Genomic DNA, 16,015 nt, shown 5'->3' on the forward strand with positions numbered 1-16,015 from the left:
GTGCAATTCGCTTCATCGAAGCGAAACCCGATGAATATTTCGGTTCCACACGGATGTGTGAATGAAGTATTCGTCGAAGCTTGAGAGTTTGAGCTCTCAAAACTGAGCAACGAGTGAGTAACAGGCCTAAACCTGAGTTTTGAAGCTTACGCTTCATATTTGAATGTTTCCATCGCAGGAAACGATTCTCCATAGAAAGGAGGTGATCCAGCCGCACCTTCCGATACGGCTACCTTGTTACGACTTCACCCCAATCATCTACCCCACCTTCGGCGGCTGGCTCCCTTGCGGGTTACCCCACCGACTTCGGGTGTTGTAAACTCTCGTGGTGTGACGGGCGGTGTGTACAAGACCCGGGAACGTATTCACCGCGGCATGCTGATCCGCGATTACTAGCAATTCCGACTTCATGTAGGCGAGTTGCAGCCTACAATCCGAACTGAGACCGGCTTTTCTAGGATTGGCTCCACCTCGCGATTTCGCTTCCCGTTGTACCGGCCATTGTAGTACGTGTGTAGCCCAGGTCATAAGGGGCATGATGATTTGACGTCATCCCCACCTTCCTCCGGTTTGTCACCGGCAGTCTGCTTAGAGTGCCCAGCTTGACCTGCTGGCAACTAAGCATAAGGGTTGCGCTCGTTGCGGGACTTAACCCAACATCTCACGACACGAGCTGACGACAACCATGCACCACCTGTCTCCTCTGTCCCGAAGGAAAGGTCTATCTCTAGACCGGTCAGAGGGATGTCAAGACCTGGTAAGGTTCTTCGCGTTGCTTCGAATTAAACCACATACTCCACTGCTTGTGCGGGTCCCCGTCAATTCCTTTGAGTTTCAGTCTTGCGACCGTACTCCCCAGGCGGAATGCTTAATGTGTTAACTTCGGCACCAAGGGTATCGAAACCCCTAACACCTAGCATTCATCGTTTACGGCGTGGACTACCAGGGTATCTAATCCTGTTTGCTCCCCACGCTTTCGCGCCTCAGCGTCAGTTACAGCCCAGAGAGTCGCCTTCGCCACTGGTGTTCCTCCACATCTCTACGCATTTCACCGCTACACGTGGAATTCCACTCTCCTCTTCTGCACTCAAGCTCCCCAGTTTCCAGTGCGACCCGAAGTTGAGCCTCGGGATTAAACACCAGACTTAAAGAGCCGCCTGCGCGCGCTTTACGCCCAATAATTCCGGACAACGCTTGCCCCCTACGTATTACCGCGGCTGCTGGCACGTAGTTAGCCGGGGCTTTCTTCTCAGGTACCGTCACTCTTGTAGCAGTTACTCTACAAGACGTTCTTCCCTGGCAACAGAGCTTTACGATCCGAAAACCTTCATCACTCACGCGGCGTTGCTCCGTCAGGCTTTCGCCCATTGCGGAAGATTCCCTACTGCTGCCTCCCGTAGGAGTCTGGGCCGTGTCTCAGTCCCAGTGTGGCCGATCACCCTCTCAGGTCGGCTACGCATCGTCGCCTTGGTAGGCCTTTACCCCACCAACTAGCTAATGCGCCGCAGGCCCATCCACAAGTGACAGATTGCTCCGTCTTTCCTCCCTCTCCCATGCAGGAAAAGGATGTATCGGGTATTAGCTACCGTTTCCGGTAGTTATCCCTGTCTTGTGGGCAGGTTGCCTACGTGTTACTCACCCGTCCGCCGCTAGGTTATTTAGAAGCAAGCTTCTAAATAACCCCGCTCGACTTGCATGTATTAGGCACGCCGCCAGCGTTCGTCCTGAGCCAGGATCAAACTCTCCATTAAAGACCAACCGAAGTTGGTTTATAGAAAGAGCGATAAGCTCACTTCGAAACTGACGAGATAAAAAATATCTCTTGTTTGATTTTGCGAACAAAATCGTTTTACTCACTCGTTGTTCAGTTTTCAAAGATCAAACCTACATAACATCTTACTTTGTTTCACCACCGCGTCTCAGCGGCGACTTAAATAATGTAACACATAACCTCATTTTTCGTCAAGCTTTTTTTTGAAAACTTATTTTTTCCGCTTGATGCAACACGTTTATCCTGCTTTAAACAGTTCAAAACTATTCATGCTGCTTAATGGGGCGAGTTATAACTTATCACATATTTTATATACTCGTCAACCTAAATTAATAATTTATATTTTTTAACTATTTATAAATACTAGATCATGTGCAAAAAAAGGAAGAAAAGTCGGTTTAACAACCTTTCTTCCTGACAAATCAACCCCTGTACATCAAATAAGGGAGTAACGCAGTTCACGATTTTGCCCGCGATCCCTAAAATCCCCGGCAGCTGTTTCTCTAATAAGTGAACGATATACCAGTTTACGGAGCACGACGGTAAGATCCAATTGGAGATTCTTTAGCTCAGGATGGTTAATAAGTTCATTTATAGACCAAGGTTCCCGTCTGCTGCCTAATATACGGAATAGCGGAGAGGAGCACTCCTCCATTTTTGACATAACTGAAAATTCACAAGCAAGCAGTACTAGTTCAACCCGTTGTTCCAAGGTTTCCGTACTTAATGTGAGTTCGTTATACAGTTTGTCAATTGTTCGATCCAGAGGCTGTACCTGAACCCATAAGTGAACCTTTGGATAAATCCCCCGTTCAATGAGTTCAATAGATGCCCAATGATCCAATGCTTTCAGAACACTTTGATAAGCGTCAATGATCCGCCCTTCTCGCACCGCTCTTTTACCATGAACGTAATTGACCAGAAAGCGGGAGAACTCATGAAATCGCTTCTGCTCCCGCAGTGGATCGTTAAAATCAACAATTTCCTGTCTTAAAAAGCGAACCCTGTCATCCCTTTCCCAGACAATACGCCCTTCTAGCACATAATCTATAATGTTGGCTTGTTCACCAGCGATAATCCATTCCTTCAGACAACTGAGCGTTGCGTACAACACTTGGCATCTTAAACCATTCATAAATAAGTGTTGAATAGAACGGACTGGCTTGGTGCCTTCTCCAATAATTAGAATGAGTTCATCAAAGTCATACAACATCGAACCGTGAAAATACTCTCCCGGTTTTCTGTACGAAATAATACCTATCGAATCCTCCTGCAACAATTCATCATATATCAGGTTTAATTTGGTTAGCTGCACTTCTCCCTCCATACCTGCAAGGCGGCTATGACCGCAAATTGGATATTTGGATACATGTGATCATTTCTACATAAATAAGAAACTTCCTTCTTCAATTGTAAATTTTTTTATCTTATTCACTTATTTTTTTCAGTGTTATCCAAGCGTCTTTATCTGCAAAGCTTCGATTCCACACACCAATTCCTCCGAGCTTCAGCGATTTGGCAAGTTCTACTCTTGCCTTCAGAGATACCTGATCCTCCAGCCAAATCTTTTTGACTACGCCGTCTTCTGTATACTCGACATAATTCTGGCCTTCGGAAGCTCTAAACTTGGGATTCAACTTAAATTGGGCTATGATATTGGCTGCTGACTCCATACCAAGTGATTTGGAGGTGACCTTAATCTTCCCTTCTTTGGGAGTCTCGGACCACACGCGAGTATATAACGGAATACCTAAAACCACTTTTTGAGACGGCACTTCATCTTCCCGAATAATTCGCTTAATTGACGCTTCCGTCCATGGTAACGAGGCGACGGAACCAGCTTTTGGACTAGCCGCCCAATGCTCATCATACGCCATTACCATGAGATAATCTGTTATAGTCCCCAATGCTTTTCGATCCAAAAAAACAGACCACATCTCACTTTGAGATTTAGGCGTAACATCAATGGACAGTATCAAATCATGTTCCCGAGCCATCGGTTTAAGTTCACGCAAAAATTGGGTGACATTGGGACCATCCTTTGTATGAACATTTTCAAAGTCGATATTAATACCGTCCAGATCATTTTGTTGAGCAAGTGAAATCATCTGATCTACAATCGACTTTCGACGTTCAAAGGTAGACAAAGCTTCTGTTGTTAGTTCGGGATTAAAACTGTTGCTCAACAACCCCCAAACCTCCATACCCTTGCGATGTGCCCAGCTGACATAAGCAGGATCCGCTTTGCTTTCTACAGTGCCCTCATGATCGACGACACTGAACCACGTAGGGCTCACCACATTTACTCCAGGCATAGGATCAAACTTGGAAGGATCAGGCTTGCGATTATAGACGGCTTCCCAAGCGAGATTCACTGGCCTACCCTCCCAATGCTTCTCCGATATGGACAAATCGTCCTTAACCGAAGGAATCACAAGCTCTTCTCCTTCAGCGATATGGTCTGATTTAATGTATCCTGCATAGCCATTGTCTAACTGCACAAAATACCAATCACCCTGTTGGGACCAGATACGTACTTTCGTCCGCTGAGGTACATCTGTCAAAATAAAAGATAGGCTAGAGGCTTCTTTACGTAAGGCAATTCTAGCATCCTGTTGCCCATCCTTCTTTTCCACATTACCCAGCCTGACCTTCTCGCCGGCCTTCATCAAGATAACGGCACCCGTTACAGAGTCTTCGTGTATAGAAACGCCGTATACTTCACGTACAGCTTCTATCGGGATATATACCTCTCCACTGATCACCTGAGGGGCTGCGCTCAGCGCATATGTTTTACCATTCAATTCCCCTTGTGCCTTCGAAACCTTCATATAGAGCAAGCTTTGTCTCGTCGCCATAATGACGGTTTGGCTGTCATCCTCATAGCGAACCGAAGGATCAATTTGACTTTGCACCAATTTAAGCGGCATCAGCATGTTCTTGCCGGAGCTTTGAGCTTCATACCCAGTCAACTTGCCCTGCATAAAAATAGGACGGACACTGCCCTGCCAATCGGGTTTCTCATGAAGGGGATTACCAAACCATACGACAGTAATTGCGCATATAATCGCTGCAAATAATAGTAGGCTTGCCGCTCCTTTGAATCGTGAACGTTTACGGCGGCGTCTGGAATGATTTCTGGCCAATATTGAACCTCCATTGTATGAACTTTGAATTCCGTATTTTGTAACCTCAACAGATTACTTGAAACAAAAGTAAAGTGATTTAAACAAAAAAACGCGGTAAATCCCCGCTTACGGAGAATTGCTCACGTTTCCAATCCATTACAATATATACATACCGCACAAAAAAACTCTATTCCTTGTTTCGTTACGTTTGTTTGTTACTACAAGTTTTGCATACTCCGTGTAACTCCATACGATGTCCATGCACTTCGAAGCCTGTTTCCAACGCAGCATGACGTTCCACATCAGCCAAATAGGGATAACTGAAATCTTCAATTTTTCCGCATTTTTCGCAAATGATGTGATAGTGCTCCGAAATATTGGCATCATAACGACTGGCGTTATCTCCATAGGTCAACTCATGTACCATACCCGCTTCTATAAACATCTTTAAGTTATTATAAACCGTAGCCACACTCATACTTGGAAACTTGGACTCAAGCGCTCGATATATTTCATCTGCAGTCGGATGCCCCATGGTTTCCATCAAATAGTTTAATATGGCATGACGCTGGGGTGTTATGCGTACACCTGTCTTCTTTAGAAGTTCCAAAGCATGCTGGACGCGTGCTGCCATATATGTCCACCGCCTTATCCCTTACTTACGATCCTATCAATTACCACGCATCTATTTACAACTTACTTCTAAACCTACTCACATTGTACGGTCTACTCAAGTTTCTTGTCAACGCGCCGTATTGTCGCCGGATGTTCCTATAGAGGTATCTGTCTCGGGAGCTCTAGGTTCAGCCGGAGAGATTTCAGATGTATCGGGCGCAGTCGTACCCCCGGAATCTTCCAAGTCGGGTAACGACGGCATCAGTAACTTTTTAATGGTTAAATTACTGTTGCCCTCCACGTTGATCGCATACTTGCCTGTCCCGTTTTGGCCTGAAATACTTTTACTGTCTATTTTAAATGGAAAATCGGATTGAAGATTACCATAACTGCTTGAACCCTCTAACTGAAAATCTCCATTCGACGGAAGATCCAATACGATATCACCGACAGCACTGTATATTTTCCAATCTCCGCCCACCTGTTCGCTATGCACTTTGATAGAGCCATTAAGCGAATTAGCATTCAGCTTGGCTGTAGAATTCAACACATTCATGTCCCCATTCTGAGTATCAACAGTGATATCTCCTTCCGAACGAGCAAGCTGAATGTCACCTACCATGGTATGTAGTGTGACAGCTCCCTCAATATCGCCTGCCTGCATGTCGCCTCGGTTCGTGCGCACATCCACATCTCCAGAAATCCGATGCAATTTAACCTGACCGTTCAGCGTGCCTCCCTTGACATTGCCGATAGCGTCATTAACGGTGAGATTTCCATTACCGCTCTCGAGTCTAATGCTGTCAATAGCATCAACTCCATTCAAGGTAATATTCCCGTTGGAGGTTCTAATCTGCATATTGAACCGTCGGTCCTCCGGCACGGTGATCAGCATGTTCACACGAGGCTGACGTTTGCTTGATGCTCCGTATGACTGTGCCTCCGGACGAATCTGGATAGTCTTGCCGTCGGTAGAAGTCAGTGAAGAAGCTTGAGCAATCTTGTCCGCTTCGGCAGCAGGCGCTTGATCCACCCATAGAGTCCCTCGTACCTCTATATTGGACACAGGTCGTCTGATCAGTGTTACATCACCATTAACCGAATCAACTATTAAATCGGACGTCTGCATAGATACAGGTACCAGCACACCACCCATATCATACCGATTCTCTTTAGCCTGGCTAAAATCCATAGAGGCTGACGTCAGATTGAGACTGACCCGGTTCCACAGATACATATAATGATTTTGCTGGGTCACGATAAAAATCGAGGCTGCCACTACCAAAGCGGACAGAATCCCCTTTAGGTCAGGTCTGAATCGCCTTCCATTGTCAGACTTGCCTTCTTTCCGATAGTACACAGCAAAAAAAATCAGATACTCCAGTCCCCAAAGCACGAAGATTACGGGCCACCAAACGAGGAGTTGAAGCATATATTCAGTATTTTGAAACACATCTACAATAAGCAAAATGCCTACAGCCATCAACAGAAGCGAAGAGGTGTAGCGCCCGACTCTTATTTTACGGTGCACGCCAGCTTCACCCTCTTTCTTTCAACTTTTTACGCTTAAAGGTCAGAAGGGCTTCCCTTAGAAAAAGGAATAAACCGATCATCATTAATAAAATAGCCAGCGTAAGGAATCCATAATCCTCAAAGAAATTGCTCAACCAGCGAGGTTTCATGCGAAACAAAATCATAAGCCCACCGCCTGCCACCATCAGCACAGCAAAAGCAAAGCCTCTCTCCCACGTATAAAAAGGACTACTTTGCTGGCCTCTAGCATCCATTCGTACATAACGATCGGGCTTACGTCGATAGCGAACCATATAATCTGCAGACTGTAAGACATCATATACATTATAAAAATATAAAACAGGTATGAACAATCCAAGCAAAATAAGTAATGGAATGTTGATCCTTAAGCCGTCAGAGGAAACATACAGCATCGCAAAAATATCTAGCAGGAGCAATACAATAAAACTAAGCCCCCTGATAAACAGTCCTAAAAAAAGATGTCCTAGTCCGGGTAACAATGCCGCCATGATAATGGCAATCACTTTGCGAAATTTAGCGTATTTTAGACGCTTCCCCTGTCTGGGCTGTTCCCGCTGTTCCGATGCTTGTAGCTGTCCAGCCTCTCCAGACGGTAACGGTTGTTCCGAGTTCATGCCATCCTCCCCTTTGAATCCCATACGTGGTTCCGCTGAAAAACATTTCAATGCTTACATAGTACCCCAATCAGATTTAAGAGTAACTGTTAAAAAAAGGTACCCTATTACTCAACAGAGACTGCAGCTATATCTTCCCATTGTCGTAAATCTGCTGCAATACGTACAGGATTAAAATCATGACGGGCCAGCACCTCTAGGGAAACCTCCATACTCTGCCGATCTGGATGTAATTCGTGAAATGGGACATTTTCATGTTCTTTAATCATTATTTTACGTATTTCCACTTTTTCTTGCTCTAAATAAGTCGAAATCTGATCCAGCAATCCGTGAGAGGCCAATCCGTACAATGTAATAAGATGGCGCTTGCGTCCACGCATATACCGAAGTTCAACTTTGTTAAACACCCATAAATTTAAAAATACGAGCACTGTCGCCGCTATAGATGGGAAATAAAACCCTGCTCCAACCCCAAGGCCAATAGCAGCCACGACCCAAATGGAAGCCGCAGTCGTTAGTCCGGTAATGGATTTACCTGTGAACATAATCGTTCCTGCACCCAAAAAGCCTACGCCAGTGATCACAGCGGTAGCCAAACGAGCGGGATCTATGCGTACATTAGCTTCTTTAATAAAATCGGCAAAGCCGTAAATGGAGAGTAGCATAATCAGCGTCGAACCAAGGCTGACCATAATATGAGTCCTCAAACCAGCTGCGTGATTGGAACGCTCGCGTTCAAACCCAATGAATCCACCGAGAAGCATGGACAGTAAAAGCCGTAAAATGATATGTGAATCGTCTATAATCCACGGATTATTCATTCGAGTCTCTCCTCCCGGTTATGTCGTGCTTCCCACTCCGGGTGCGCGGTTTGTGGGCTTATGTGCATTTTTAATGTCAATTTGATACCTCAATGCTATTCCACCTTATGCAGATGGTAGGTAGTTAATTCCACGCCTGGAGCGACCTCAGCCGCAGATACGGGACGAAAGCCATGTTTTCGATATAACGCCACCGCAGGAGTATTTAGAGTTCCTGTAGAGACGATAAACAACGGGATATTTTGATATTCATTCAAAACATGCTTCATTAAAGAATCTGCAATGCCTTTACGAAAATGATCTGGGTGAACCATCATACGTGTAAGGGTAAGCGAATCGGGCGATTCGGACTGCACAGCCAGTGCTCCTAGCAATTCACCGTCCTCCAGCCACCCATAAAAAGACTCTCCACAGCTTCTCAGCGTATCCAATGTATCCATCAGTGGAGGAATTTCATCAAACCCAATCAGCTCAGCTTCCAGCCTATAGGCAACATGCTGTAGACGCCATATCTGACTGACGATATCATCATCTTCCAATGAACATAGGGTAACCATGCTGTTTTCCCTCCTAAGGAAACTCATAAAATGCCATCAGGTTCTAAAGCTTGTTCGCGCCAACCATTCTTAGCGGCTATGCAAAAGGGGCCTGTCCCTAAAAGACAAGCCCCTGTCAAATCTATGCCATTAGCGGTTCAGCACTTCCGTCAGCAACTTATTAGCAAGGCCAGGGTTTGCCTTCCCCTTGCTCTCCTTCATCACTTGACCGACTAGGAAGCCGATGGCCTTTTGCTTGCCAGCTTTGTAATCCTCGACCGATTGCGGGTTAGCTGCTACAACTTGTTCGACAATTGTAAGAATCGCACCCTCATCACTGATTTGTACAAGCCCTTTTTCTTCGACAATTTGCTGTGGCAGTTTATCACTTTCCAGCATTTCCTTGAAGACCGTTTTAGCGATTTTGCTATTGATCGTTCCCTTCTCCAGCAGTCCGATCATTTCACCCAAGCCCCGACCGGTCAATTTAACCTGCGACAGTTCAATACCGGCACTGTTCAAATAACCGAGTAGATCCCCCATAATCCAGTTGGATACTGCTTTGGCATCCTTGGTGAATTGAAGGCTATCCTCGAACAAATCGGCCAATGGCTTGGAGGACGTAATCACCTGGGCATCATACTCAGGTAATCCATATTCGGAAGTGTAGCGTGCTTTACGCTGGTCAGGCAATTCAGGAATCGAAGCACGGATGCGCTCTTTCCATTCCTCGTCTATATGAAGAGTAACGAGATCCGGGTCTGGGAAATAACGATAGTCATGGGCCTGTTCTTTACCACGCATGGATAAAGTTTTACCTTGTGCTTCATCCCAACGACGTGTCTCCTGTACAATTGTTCCGCCTTCGTCCAGCGTCTGCTCCTGCCTGAACTGCTCATATTCCAGTCCGCGCTGTACGCCACGGAAGGAGTTCATGTTTTTCAGTTCCGCTTTAGTTCCTAGCTCTTTTTGTCCATGCGGACGAAGACTGATATTCGCGTCGCAGCGAAGTGATCCTTCCTCCATCTTCACATCGGATACGTCACAATACTGCATAATGGCACGTATTTTTTCCAGATAGGCCTTGGCTTCTTCCGGCGAAGATATTTCCGGTTCCGAAACGATCTCGACCAATGGTGTGCCGACCCGATTAAAATCGACCAAAGATGCGTAGCCACCATCAACATGTGTTAATTTCCCTGCGTCCTCTTCCAGATGCAGTCGAGTAATACCGATACGCTTTGTCTCACCATTCACTTCAATATCAATCCAGCCATTTTCGCCAATGGGTTGATCGTATTGTGAGATTTGGTAGGCCTTAGGTGAATCGGGGTAAAAATAGTTCTTGCGGTCAAACTTGCTCACATCAGCAATGGTGCAATTCAGCGCCATTGCTGCTTTCATCGCATAATCAACGGCCTGACGGTTCAATACCGGCAATACCCCTGGATGACCGAGACAGACCGGACATGTATGAGAGTTGGGTGGTGCTCCGAAGGATGTCGAGCATCCACAGAATATTTTAGACTTCGTATGCAATTCCACGTGCACTTCAAGTCCGATGACCGTCTCATACTTGGATGTAGTTGTAGACATGAATAGGTTCCCTCCTTTTTGGCAAATTACAGCTGCGGACGCTGCTTGTGAAATTCGGTATTTTGTTCAAAAGCATGAGCTACGCGTAGCACGGAAGACTCGTCAAAGGCTTTTCCGATGATTTGTAGTCCGACTGGCATTCCATCCGCTAGACCACACGGAATGCTAATGGCTGGCACACCAGCCAAGCTCACCGGAATCGTCAAAATATCGTTCAAATACATTGTTAATGGATCGTCCACTTGCGAGCCGATTTTGAAAGCAGTTGTCGGTGCAGTAGGTCCGATAATCACATCATATTGTTCAAATACACGATCAAAATCCTGTTTAATCAGTGTGCGCACTTTTTGAGCTTTCAAATAATAAGCATCGTAGTACCCAGAGCTGAGCGCATAGGTACCTAGCATAATCCGACGCTTCACCTCAGGACCAAAACCCTGCGTACGGGACTGATGGTATAGATCAAGCAGGTTGTCTGGATTGTCAGAACGTACACCATAGCGCACGCCGTCAAAACGTGCCAGATTGGATGACGCTTCGGATGAAGCCAGCAGGTAGTATGTCGCAACCGCATATTCCGTGTGTGGAAGAGATACCTCTTCCCATACAGCGCCCAATCCTTCCAGCGTTTTCAGTGCATCCAGCACCTTCTCCTTGACCTGAGGATCGACGCCCTCACCAAGATACTCTTTAGGCACAGCGATACGTAGTCCTTTTACATCCCCGGTTAAAGCGTTCAAATAATCAGGAATGTCTACCTTTGCAGAAGTGGAGTCCTTCTGGTCATAACCTGCAATGGCTTGTAGGACATAGGCCGAATCCTGAACATTTTTAGTAATGGGTCCAATTTGGTCTAAAGAGGAGGCAAAAGCCACCAGTCCAAAGCGGGATACTAGACCATAGGTTGGTTTCAGGCCAACTACTCCGCAGTAAGAAGCGGGCTGGCGAATGGAACCCCCTGTATCCGAGCCGAGCGTGAAATAAGCCTCACCCGCTGCAACAGCCGCAGCCGAGCCGCCACTGGAACCACCGGGAACACGTTCTAAATCCCAAGGGTTACGTGCAGGGAAAAAGCTGGAGTTCTCGTTAGAGCCGCCCATGGCGAATTCGTCCATGTTCATTTTACCGAGTGTCACGGTTTGCGCTGCGCGTAACTTGCTAACAACTGTGGCATCGTAAACGGGATCAAAATTTTTCAAAAACTGACTGCCACATGTTGTACGCAGCCCTTCTGTCACAATATTATCCTTAATGCCAACTGGCAGGCCAAACAACAACCCTCTTTCCTCTCCGGAAATCAGTTGATCATCCAGCTGACGTGCGGATGCACGGGCCTGTTCCTCGTCAACGGTAATATAAGCTCTGATCTTGTCTTCCCGCGCACCAATTGTCTCCAGAGCGTGTCCTACCAGATCACTCACGGAAATTTCCTTTTGATGCAGCTTGTTATGTATCTCGGGCAATGTGTTATTGAACAAGCTCAATTTGCATCCTCCTTTCAAATATGAGATCTATTCCAGAACAGCAGGAACCTTAAACTGTCCGTCTTCTTCTTCAGGTGCATTGCGCATCACTTGCTCATGTGTCAAACTTTCGCGAACTTCGTCGTCTCGCATGACATTGCTGACGTGCAGCACATGAGTGGTCGGCTTTACCTGCTCCGTATCCAGCTCATTCAGCTTCTCCGCATAATGGAGAATGGCGTTTAATTGTCCTGTCATCGTTTCTTCCTCAGCCGCGGTCAGATTCAACCTGGACAGCTTGGCTACGTGACGGACATCTTCCGTGGAAATGTTCATACAAAACCCTCCTCATGTATATGAGGATTTTGCAAAAAATCCAATAAGCGACTGAAATCGAATTTTGCAAAATCCTGATATTAAAAAATGCTGCACCGAACTTTGAAATAACGTTTTTAATTATAGGATAGAACCCTTTACAATTCAATCTTTGACGCGGTACAGAAGCAAACTGCACTTCGATGAGGTAAATGTTGCTAAAAGAATATAAAAAAAGCACCTTTCGGTGCTCTTTCGTGAAAACTATAGGAGCTAAGATTGTGCCCTTTATATATTCTTAAAAAGAATCGACCGTAGCCGACTTCTATATCCAAGCACGCAAATTGACTTGTCTGATAAAATCAGCCTGTGACAACAACTCCGCCGCGGTTTCTTCTTCCTCAGTCTCTACCGAATCAATACCACCGTTCATCACATGCATGAACAGTTGCTCATTATGGGTAGCAAGGGCGTAATCTATCAGCGCTTCACGCTCAATCCGCTCGGCTTCCAGCTTGAGAATACTCTCTTCCAGCTCGATGTCTCCGGATGGTACAAAAAAATTGCGGTTCACCTTCGGTACGCGAATGACATAGTCAAAAGCATTGTCCGCATTACGGTCGTAAGCAATGATATAACCATGTTCGCCCACAGGAAGATTCTGCTCAAAAGCATCCGCGACGATCATAATTCTAGCTCCTAAATGATGCATCGTTAGCCCCCCCGTTTGTCTGAACTTATCTGCTAAGTCTACTAAAAAAAAAGTAGCTTGTCTATATCATCTATGTATCTTCATAATCGACCGTCTCCACGTCCCAACCTGTGTTCATTCAGCCTCACATGCCAGTTTTGTGTAGGGATTCCGCCCCGTCGTTTCACCTTTTTCCAAGTTATGATCTTCGGCTCGGAATCTGCCACAGAATCTTCAATATCTATTATATTGGGAACCCGGAAACTACCTCCAATCTCACGTTGTACCCCATATATATGTTTTCTTTTCATTCTTGCTCCCCCTTGTGATCTGACGGCCTCATGCCTCTTTATCCTCTTAATGGGCAAAAAAAAGAACGCAAACCGGGATTCATCCACAGCTTGCGTGCTTCGCGAGTTTAGTATGTAACTTCAATAAATTTATGTTAACAAAAATAAAAACCTTTGTCTATACATAATTTATAATTTGTTGTCGAAATGGGGCAAAACCTGTCACACCTTTGATTTTGCCCCTACTGAACATTCATCACATTTACCGGATATACGGATTGTTAGCTTTCTCATAACCGATGGACGTTTTGGGACCGTGACCGGAATAGACTGTAACGTCATCTCCGAGTGGAAACAATTTGTTCTGAATAGAATCGTATAGATCCCGTTCGCGGCCGCCCGCCAGATCCGTGCGTCCAACGCCCTGACGAAATAGCACATCCCCGGAAAAAAGATCTTTGCCGCATAAAAAGCTGACACTTCCGGGTGAATGGCCCGGTGTATGGAAAACCCGGAACGTGTGACCGATCAGGTTCAATTGTTGACCTTCTGCCAAGTCATATTCGGCTGGTTCCGTCGAGATCGGAGGGGATGCCTCTGGCCACATCAAGGAGCCATTCAGCTTAGGAGATGTAAGCCAGTCTTGCTCCAAGGCGTGCAGATAAACCGGGCAGTCTTTGGCATTGCGAATCTCCTCTACTCCTCCGATATGGTCAAAATGGGCATGCGTCAGCAGGATAGCTTCAATCGTCAGTGGCTCAATGGCTCTCAGCAAAGGACCCGGATTCATCCCTGGATCAATAATAACAGCGCGCTTCGGATCATCTCCTTGAAGCAAATAAGCATTCGTCTGGAGCGGGCCGAGATTAAAACTGCGAATAGATAATGTCATAAGTTAAAATCCCGAGATCAGCTCGCGTAATTCCTGAACAATTACAGGATGGACCTCGGTTCCCTCCCCATATTTTCCAGCCATTTCTTTACGAGCAACTGCGATTTTTTCTTGATAATCATCGGCTTCCCGATCTGGATTTTCACGTTTGAATGCGATCATAATTTGTTGAACATGTGCAGGGCGTGGTCCCCAGTGGCCAAGTACATGACCTCCCGTATCCGCAAAAATCACAATCGGCACAGCACGTCCGCCCATTGTCAGGAAGTCGTCCATCAGCGCCTGATGATTTTCCAGAATCAATACTTCGGTTGGAATCCCGCTATTCTCCAACGCGCGGAACACAACTGGCACATTGCGTACTACATCCCCACACCAGTCGGCAGCCAATATAAGCACACGCAGATCATCACGATGGTTCAGGCTTTCAAAAAACTCCCGATCCTCTTCGCTGCTCCACACAAACTGATCGTATCCAGAGCGGAAGGCTTCTTTGTTCTTTTCCATGCCCTCCATAAATTGTTCAGGACTCAAGCCCTTTCCGAAATATTGCGATACGTTAGTACGGCTCATGTTATACACTTCCTTTTTTGTTTTTGGCTACAATCCATTTGATAACAAAATAAATGATCAAGAGCGCAAGAGCAACCAGCAAAATCGGTTTGATGTAAGGTGCTGCCACTTCGTCAATTTGTTCCCACTTGTCTCCCAACAGCATACCTAAATATATAAACAAAACAGACCAAGGTATAATCGCCAGCGTTGTCAAAATAATAAAGCGCCATACGTTCATTCGAGCCAACCCGGCAGGGATTGAGATCGCGTGACGAACAACAGGGATAAAGCGAGCTGTAAAAATGACCCCTGTGCCATATTTATTGAACCAGGCTTCAGCGTGGTCAACATGACTTTTTTTGATGAGTATGTATTTCCCATACTTATCTAAAACGGGTCTGCCGCCATAGCGTCCAATCCAGTAAATGAACAACTGGGCCAGCACCCCGCCAATCGTTCCAAACACGACTGCGCCAAAAAAATTAATATGACCCGAGGACACTAAAAAACCGCCATAAGCGAGGACTATTTCACTTGGAATGACCTCCACCATCAAGCCTAGCATAATACCAAAATACCCAAGACTACGAATGATCTCAAACAAATAATTAATGATACTAGATATTTGGTCCATCTCTCTTCCCACTCCCTGCCTGTTTCTCTATTTTCATTTAGTGTATCACAGCGGCAGAACAAGTCGCCACTTCGTCCAAAAAGGGAAGTCAGTGACCCCGGATCCTCTGCCCGCATAAGTTGTGAGAGAGAGGAGGGGGTACAATATGCCTCCCGGCAAATTCCCCAAACATGACAATTCACAATCCCGATTACCCACGGCTCGTGGTATCCGCCGCGCATGTACCAAAGAGTTGTATCGAACCTGCAAACGTCTGCCTGTTCACATTGCTCCTGATCTGGTCAAGCAGGGCGAAGAACTATACTGCCGCAAGGTCGTCGGACACCTTATCTGGATTGCGGAAAACCATAGTAATCGCAAACTACTGTGCGACTGGTGGGATGAAGATGTCAGCGAGGAGCTCGCGGCATTGTGGAAGGTGGATCGCGATGTCTTGTGCACCGCTTTTAGAAATGCCTATGGCGGATAGATGTTTGTGTACTGCAATCATGAACTGTGAACTACAAAAAAGTGGAGCCACCCCGCAGTGGCTCCACTTTT

At 46.0% G+C, this 16,015-nt stretch carries 16 protein-coding genes and 1 rRNA gene; 1 reads left to right on the forward strand and 16 read right to left on the reverse strand.

The features are described 5' to 3' along the window. Window positions 1-195: 195 nt before the first annotated feature. The 16 genes from MHH57_RS20810 to MHH57_RS20885 form a co-directional block, all read right to left on the reverse strand. Window positions 196-1,751, reverse strand: a 16S ribosomal RNA gene (locus MHH57_RS20810). Between the two features lie 456 nt (window positions 1,752-2,207). Continuing rightward, window positions 2,208-3,086, reverse strand: coding sequence for a nucleotidyltransferase-like protein (locus MHH57_RS20815; RefSeq protein ID WP_029517195.1), 879 nt, complete (start codon window positions 3,084-3,086; stop codon window positions 2,208-2,210). Between the two features lie 112 nt (window positions 3,087-3,198). Beyond that, window positions 3,199-4,917: a glycosyl hydrolase family 18 protein gene (locus MHH57_RS20820; protein WP_029517194.1), complete on the reverse strand. Its 1,719-nt coding sequence runs from the start codon at window positions 4,915-4,917 to the stop codon at window positions 3,199-3,201. Between the two features lie 184 nt (window positions 4,918-5,101). Further along, complete coding sequence (locus tag MHH57_RS20825) at window positions 5,102-5,533, reverse strand: Fur family transcriptional regulator (RefSeq protein ID WP_029517193.1); 432 nt, start codon at window positions 5,531-5,533, stop codon at window positions 5,102-5,104. 108 nt (window positions 5,534-5,641) lie between these two features. Continuing rightward, window positions 5,642-7,045 (reverse strand): DUF4097 family beta strand repeat-containing protein, encoded by a 1,404-nt coding sequence (locus tag MHH57_RS20830; protein ID WP_165149397.1) that lies wholly within the window; start codon window positions 7,043-7,045, stop codon window positions 5,642-5,644. A gap of 7 nt (window positions 7,046-7,052) precedes the next feature. Then, window positions 7,053-7,706, reverse strand: coding sequence for a hypothetical protein (locus MHH57_RS20835; protein ID WP_069012013.1), 654 nt, complete (start codon window positions 7,704-7,706; stop codon window positions 7,053-7,055). Between the two features lie 83 nt (window positions 7,707-7,789). After that, the gene (locus MHH57_RS20840; RefSeq protein WP_029517190.1) at window positions 7,790-8,503 is read right to left on the reverse strand and encodes an MgtC/SapB family protein; all 714 of its coding nucleotides are present in this window, start codon (window positions 8,501-8,503) and stop codon (window positions 7,790-7,792) included. Window positions 8,504-8,598: 95 nt separating this feature from the next. Further along, entirely contained in the window at window positions 8,599-9,060 is a 462-nt protein-coding gene (locus tag MHH57_RS20845; protein WP_029517189.1) for a GNAT family N-acetyltransferase, read from the reverse strand. 129 nt (window positions 9,061-9,189) lie between these two features. Then, window positions 9,190-10,635, reverse strand: coding sequence for an Asp-tRNA(Asn)/Glu-tRNA(Gln) amidotransferase subunit GatB (gatB, locus tag MHH57_RS20850; RefSeq protein ID WP_069012008.1), 1,446 nt, complete (start codon window positions 10,633-10,635; stop codon window positions 9,190-9,192). A gap of 26 nt (window positions 10,636-10,661) precedes the next feature. Then, window positions 10,662-12,119 carry an Asp-tRNA(Asn)/Glu-tRNA(Gln) amidotransferase subunit GatA gene (gene gatA, locus MHH57_RS20855; RefSeq protein WP_023990257.1) on the reverse strand — a complete coding sequence of 486 codons (1,458 nt, stop codon included), beginning with the start codon at window positions 12,117-12,119 and terminating at the stop codon, window positions 10,662-10,664. 27 nt (window positions 12,120-12,146) lie between these two features. Then, window positions 12,147-12,434 (reverse strand): Asp-tRNA(Asn)/Glu-tRNA(Gln) amidotransferase subunit GatC, encoded by a 288-nt coding sequence (gene gatC / locus MHH57_RS20860; protein ID WP_013311910.1) that lies wholly within the window; start codon window positions 12,432-12,434, stop codon window positions 12,147-12,149. Between the two features lie 304 nt (window positions 12,435-12,738). Beyond that, window positions 12,739-13,125: a hypothetical protein gene (locus MHH57_RS20865; protein ID WP_025675434.1), complete on the reverse strand. Its 387-nt coding sequence runs from the start codon at window positions 13,123-13,125 to the stop codon at window positions 12,739-12,741. An 80-nt stretch (window positions 13,126-13,205) separates the two neighbouring features. Further along, complete coding sequence (locus MHH57_RS20870; protein ID WP_069012007.1) at window positions 13,206-13,415, reverse strand: hypothetical protein; 210 nt, start codon at window positions 13,413-13,415, stop codon at window positions 13,206-13,208. A 241-nt stretch (window positions 13,416-13,656) separates the two neighbouring features. Then, window positions 13,657-14,286, reverse strand: a complete 630-nt coding sequence (locus tag MHH57_RS20875) for an MBL fold metallo-hydrolase (RefSeq protein WP_069012005.1) — start codon at window positions 14,284-14,286, stop codon at window positions 13,657-13,659. 3 nt (window positions 14,287-14,289) lie between these two features. Continuing rightward, the gene (locus tag MHH57_RS20880) at window positions 14,290-14,859 is read right to left on the reverse strand and encodes a thioredoxin family protein (protein ID WP_029517186.1); all 570 of its coding nucleotides are present in this window, start codon (window positions 14,857-14,859) and stop codon (window positions 14,290-14,292) included. A 1-nt stretch (window position 14,860) separates the two neighbouring features. Next, the gene (locus MHH57_RS20885) at window positions 14,861-15,475 is read right to left on the reverse strand and encodes a DedA family protein (protein ID WP_029517185.1); all 615 of its coding nucleotides are present in this window, start codon (window positions 15,473-15,475) and stop codon (window positions 14,861-14,863) included. Between the two features lie 145 nt (window positions 15,476-15,620). Between MHH57_RS20885 and MHH57_RS20890 the strand changes: the two genes are divergently transcribed. Beyond that, on the forward strand, window positions 15,621-15,944 hold the full coding sequence (locus tag MHH57_RS20890; protein ID WP_029517184.1) for a hypothetical protein: 324 nt from the start codon (window positions 15,621-15,623) through the stop codon (window positions 15,942-15,944). Window positions 15,945-16,015: the final 71 nt, after the last annotated feature.

The organism is Paenibacillus sp. FSL H7-0442, assembly GCF_038593105.1.
Lineage (GTDB): Bacteria > Bacillota > Bacilli > Paenibacillales > Paenibacillaceae > Paenibacillus > Paenibacillus polymyxa_D.

What these genes read in the sequence shown, in the direction of transcription:
- MHH57_RS20825 (WP_029517193.1), bottom strand. Translation starts at nt 5,533, where the DNA reads ATGGCAGCACGCGTCCAGCATGCTTTGGAACTTCTAAAGAAGACAGGT.
- MHH57_RS20835 (WP_069012013.1), bottom strand. Translation starts at nt 7,706, where the DNA reads ATGGGATTCAAAGGGGAGGATGGCATGAACTCGGAACAACCGTTACCG.
- MHH57_RS20840 (WP_029517190.1), bottom strand. Translation starts at nt 8,503, where the DNA reads ATGAATAATCCGTGGATTATAGACGATTCACATATCATTTTACGGCTT.
- MHH57_RS20845 (WP_029517189.1), bottom strand. Translation starts at nt 9,060, where the DNA reads ATGGTTACCCTATGTTCATTGGAAGATGATGATATCGTCAGTCAGATA.
- gatB (WP_069012008.1), bottom strand. Translation starts at nt 10,635, where the DNA reads ATGTCTACAACTACATCCAAGTATGAGACGGTCATCGGACTTGAAGTG.
- gatC (WP_013311910.1), bottom strand. Translation starts at nt 12,434, where the DNA reads ATGAACATTTCCACGGAAGATGTCCGTCACGTAGCCAAGCTGTCCAGG.
- MHH57_RS20865 (WP_025675434.1), bottom strand. Translation starts at nt 13,125, where the DNA reads ATGCATCATTTAGGAGCTAGAATTATGATCGTCGCGGATGCTTTTGAG.
- MHH57_RS20870 (WP_069012007.1), bottom strand. Translation starts at nt 13,415, where the DNA reads ATGAAAAGAAAACATATATATGGGGTACAACGTGAGATTGGAGGTAGT.
- MHH57_RS20875 (WP_069012005.1), bottom strand. Translation starts at nt 14,286, where the DNA reads ATGACATTATCTATTCGCAGTTTTAATCTCGGCCCGCTCCAGACGAAT.
- MHH57_RS20880 (WP_029517186.1), bottom strand. Translation starts at nt 14,859, where the DNA reads ATGAGCCGTACTAACGTATCGCAATATTTCGGAAAGGGCTTGAGTCCT.
- MHH57_RS20885 (WP_029517185.1), bottom strand. Translation starts at nt 15,475, where the DNA reads ATGGACCAAATATCTAGTATCATTAATTATTTGTTTGAGATCATTCGT.
- MHH57_RS20890 (WP_029517184.1), top strand. Translation starts at nt 15,621, where the DNA reads ATGCCTCCCGGCAAATTCCCCAAACATGACAATTCACAATCCCGATTA.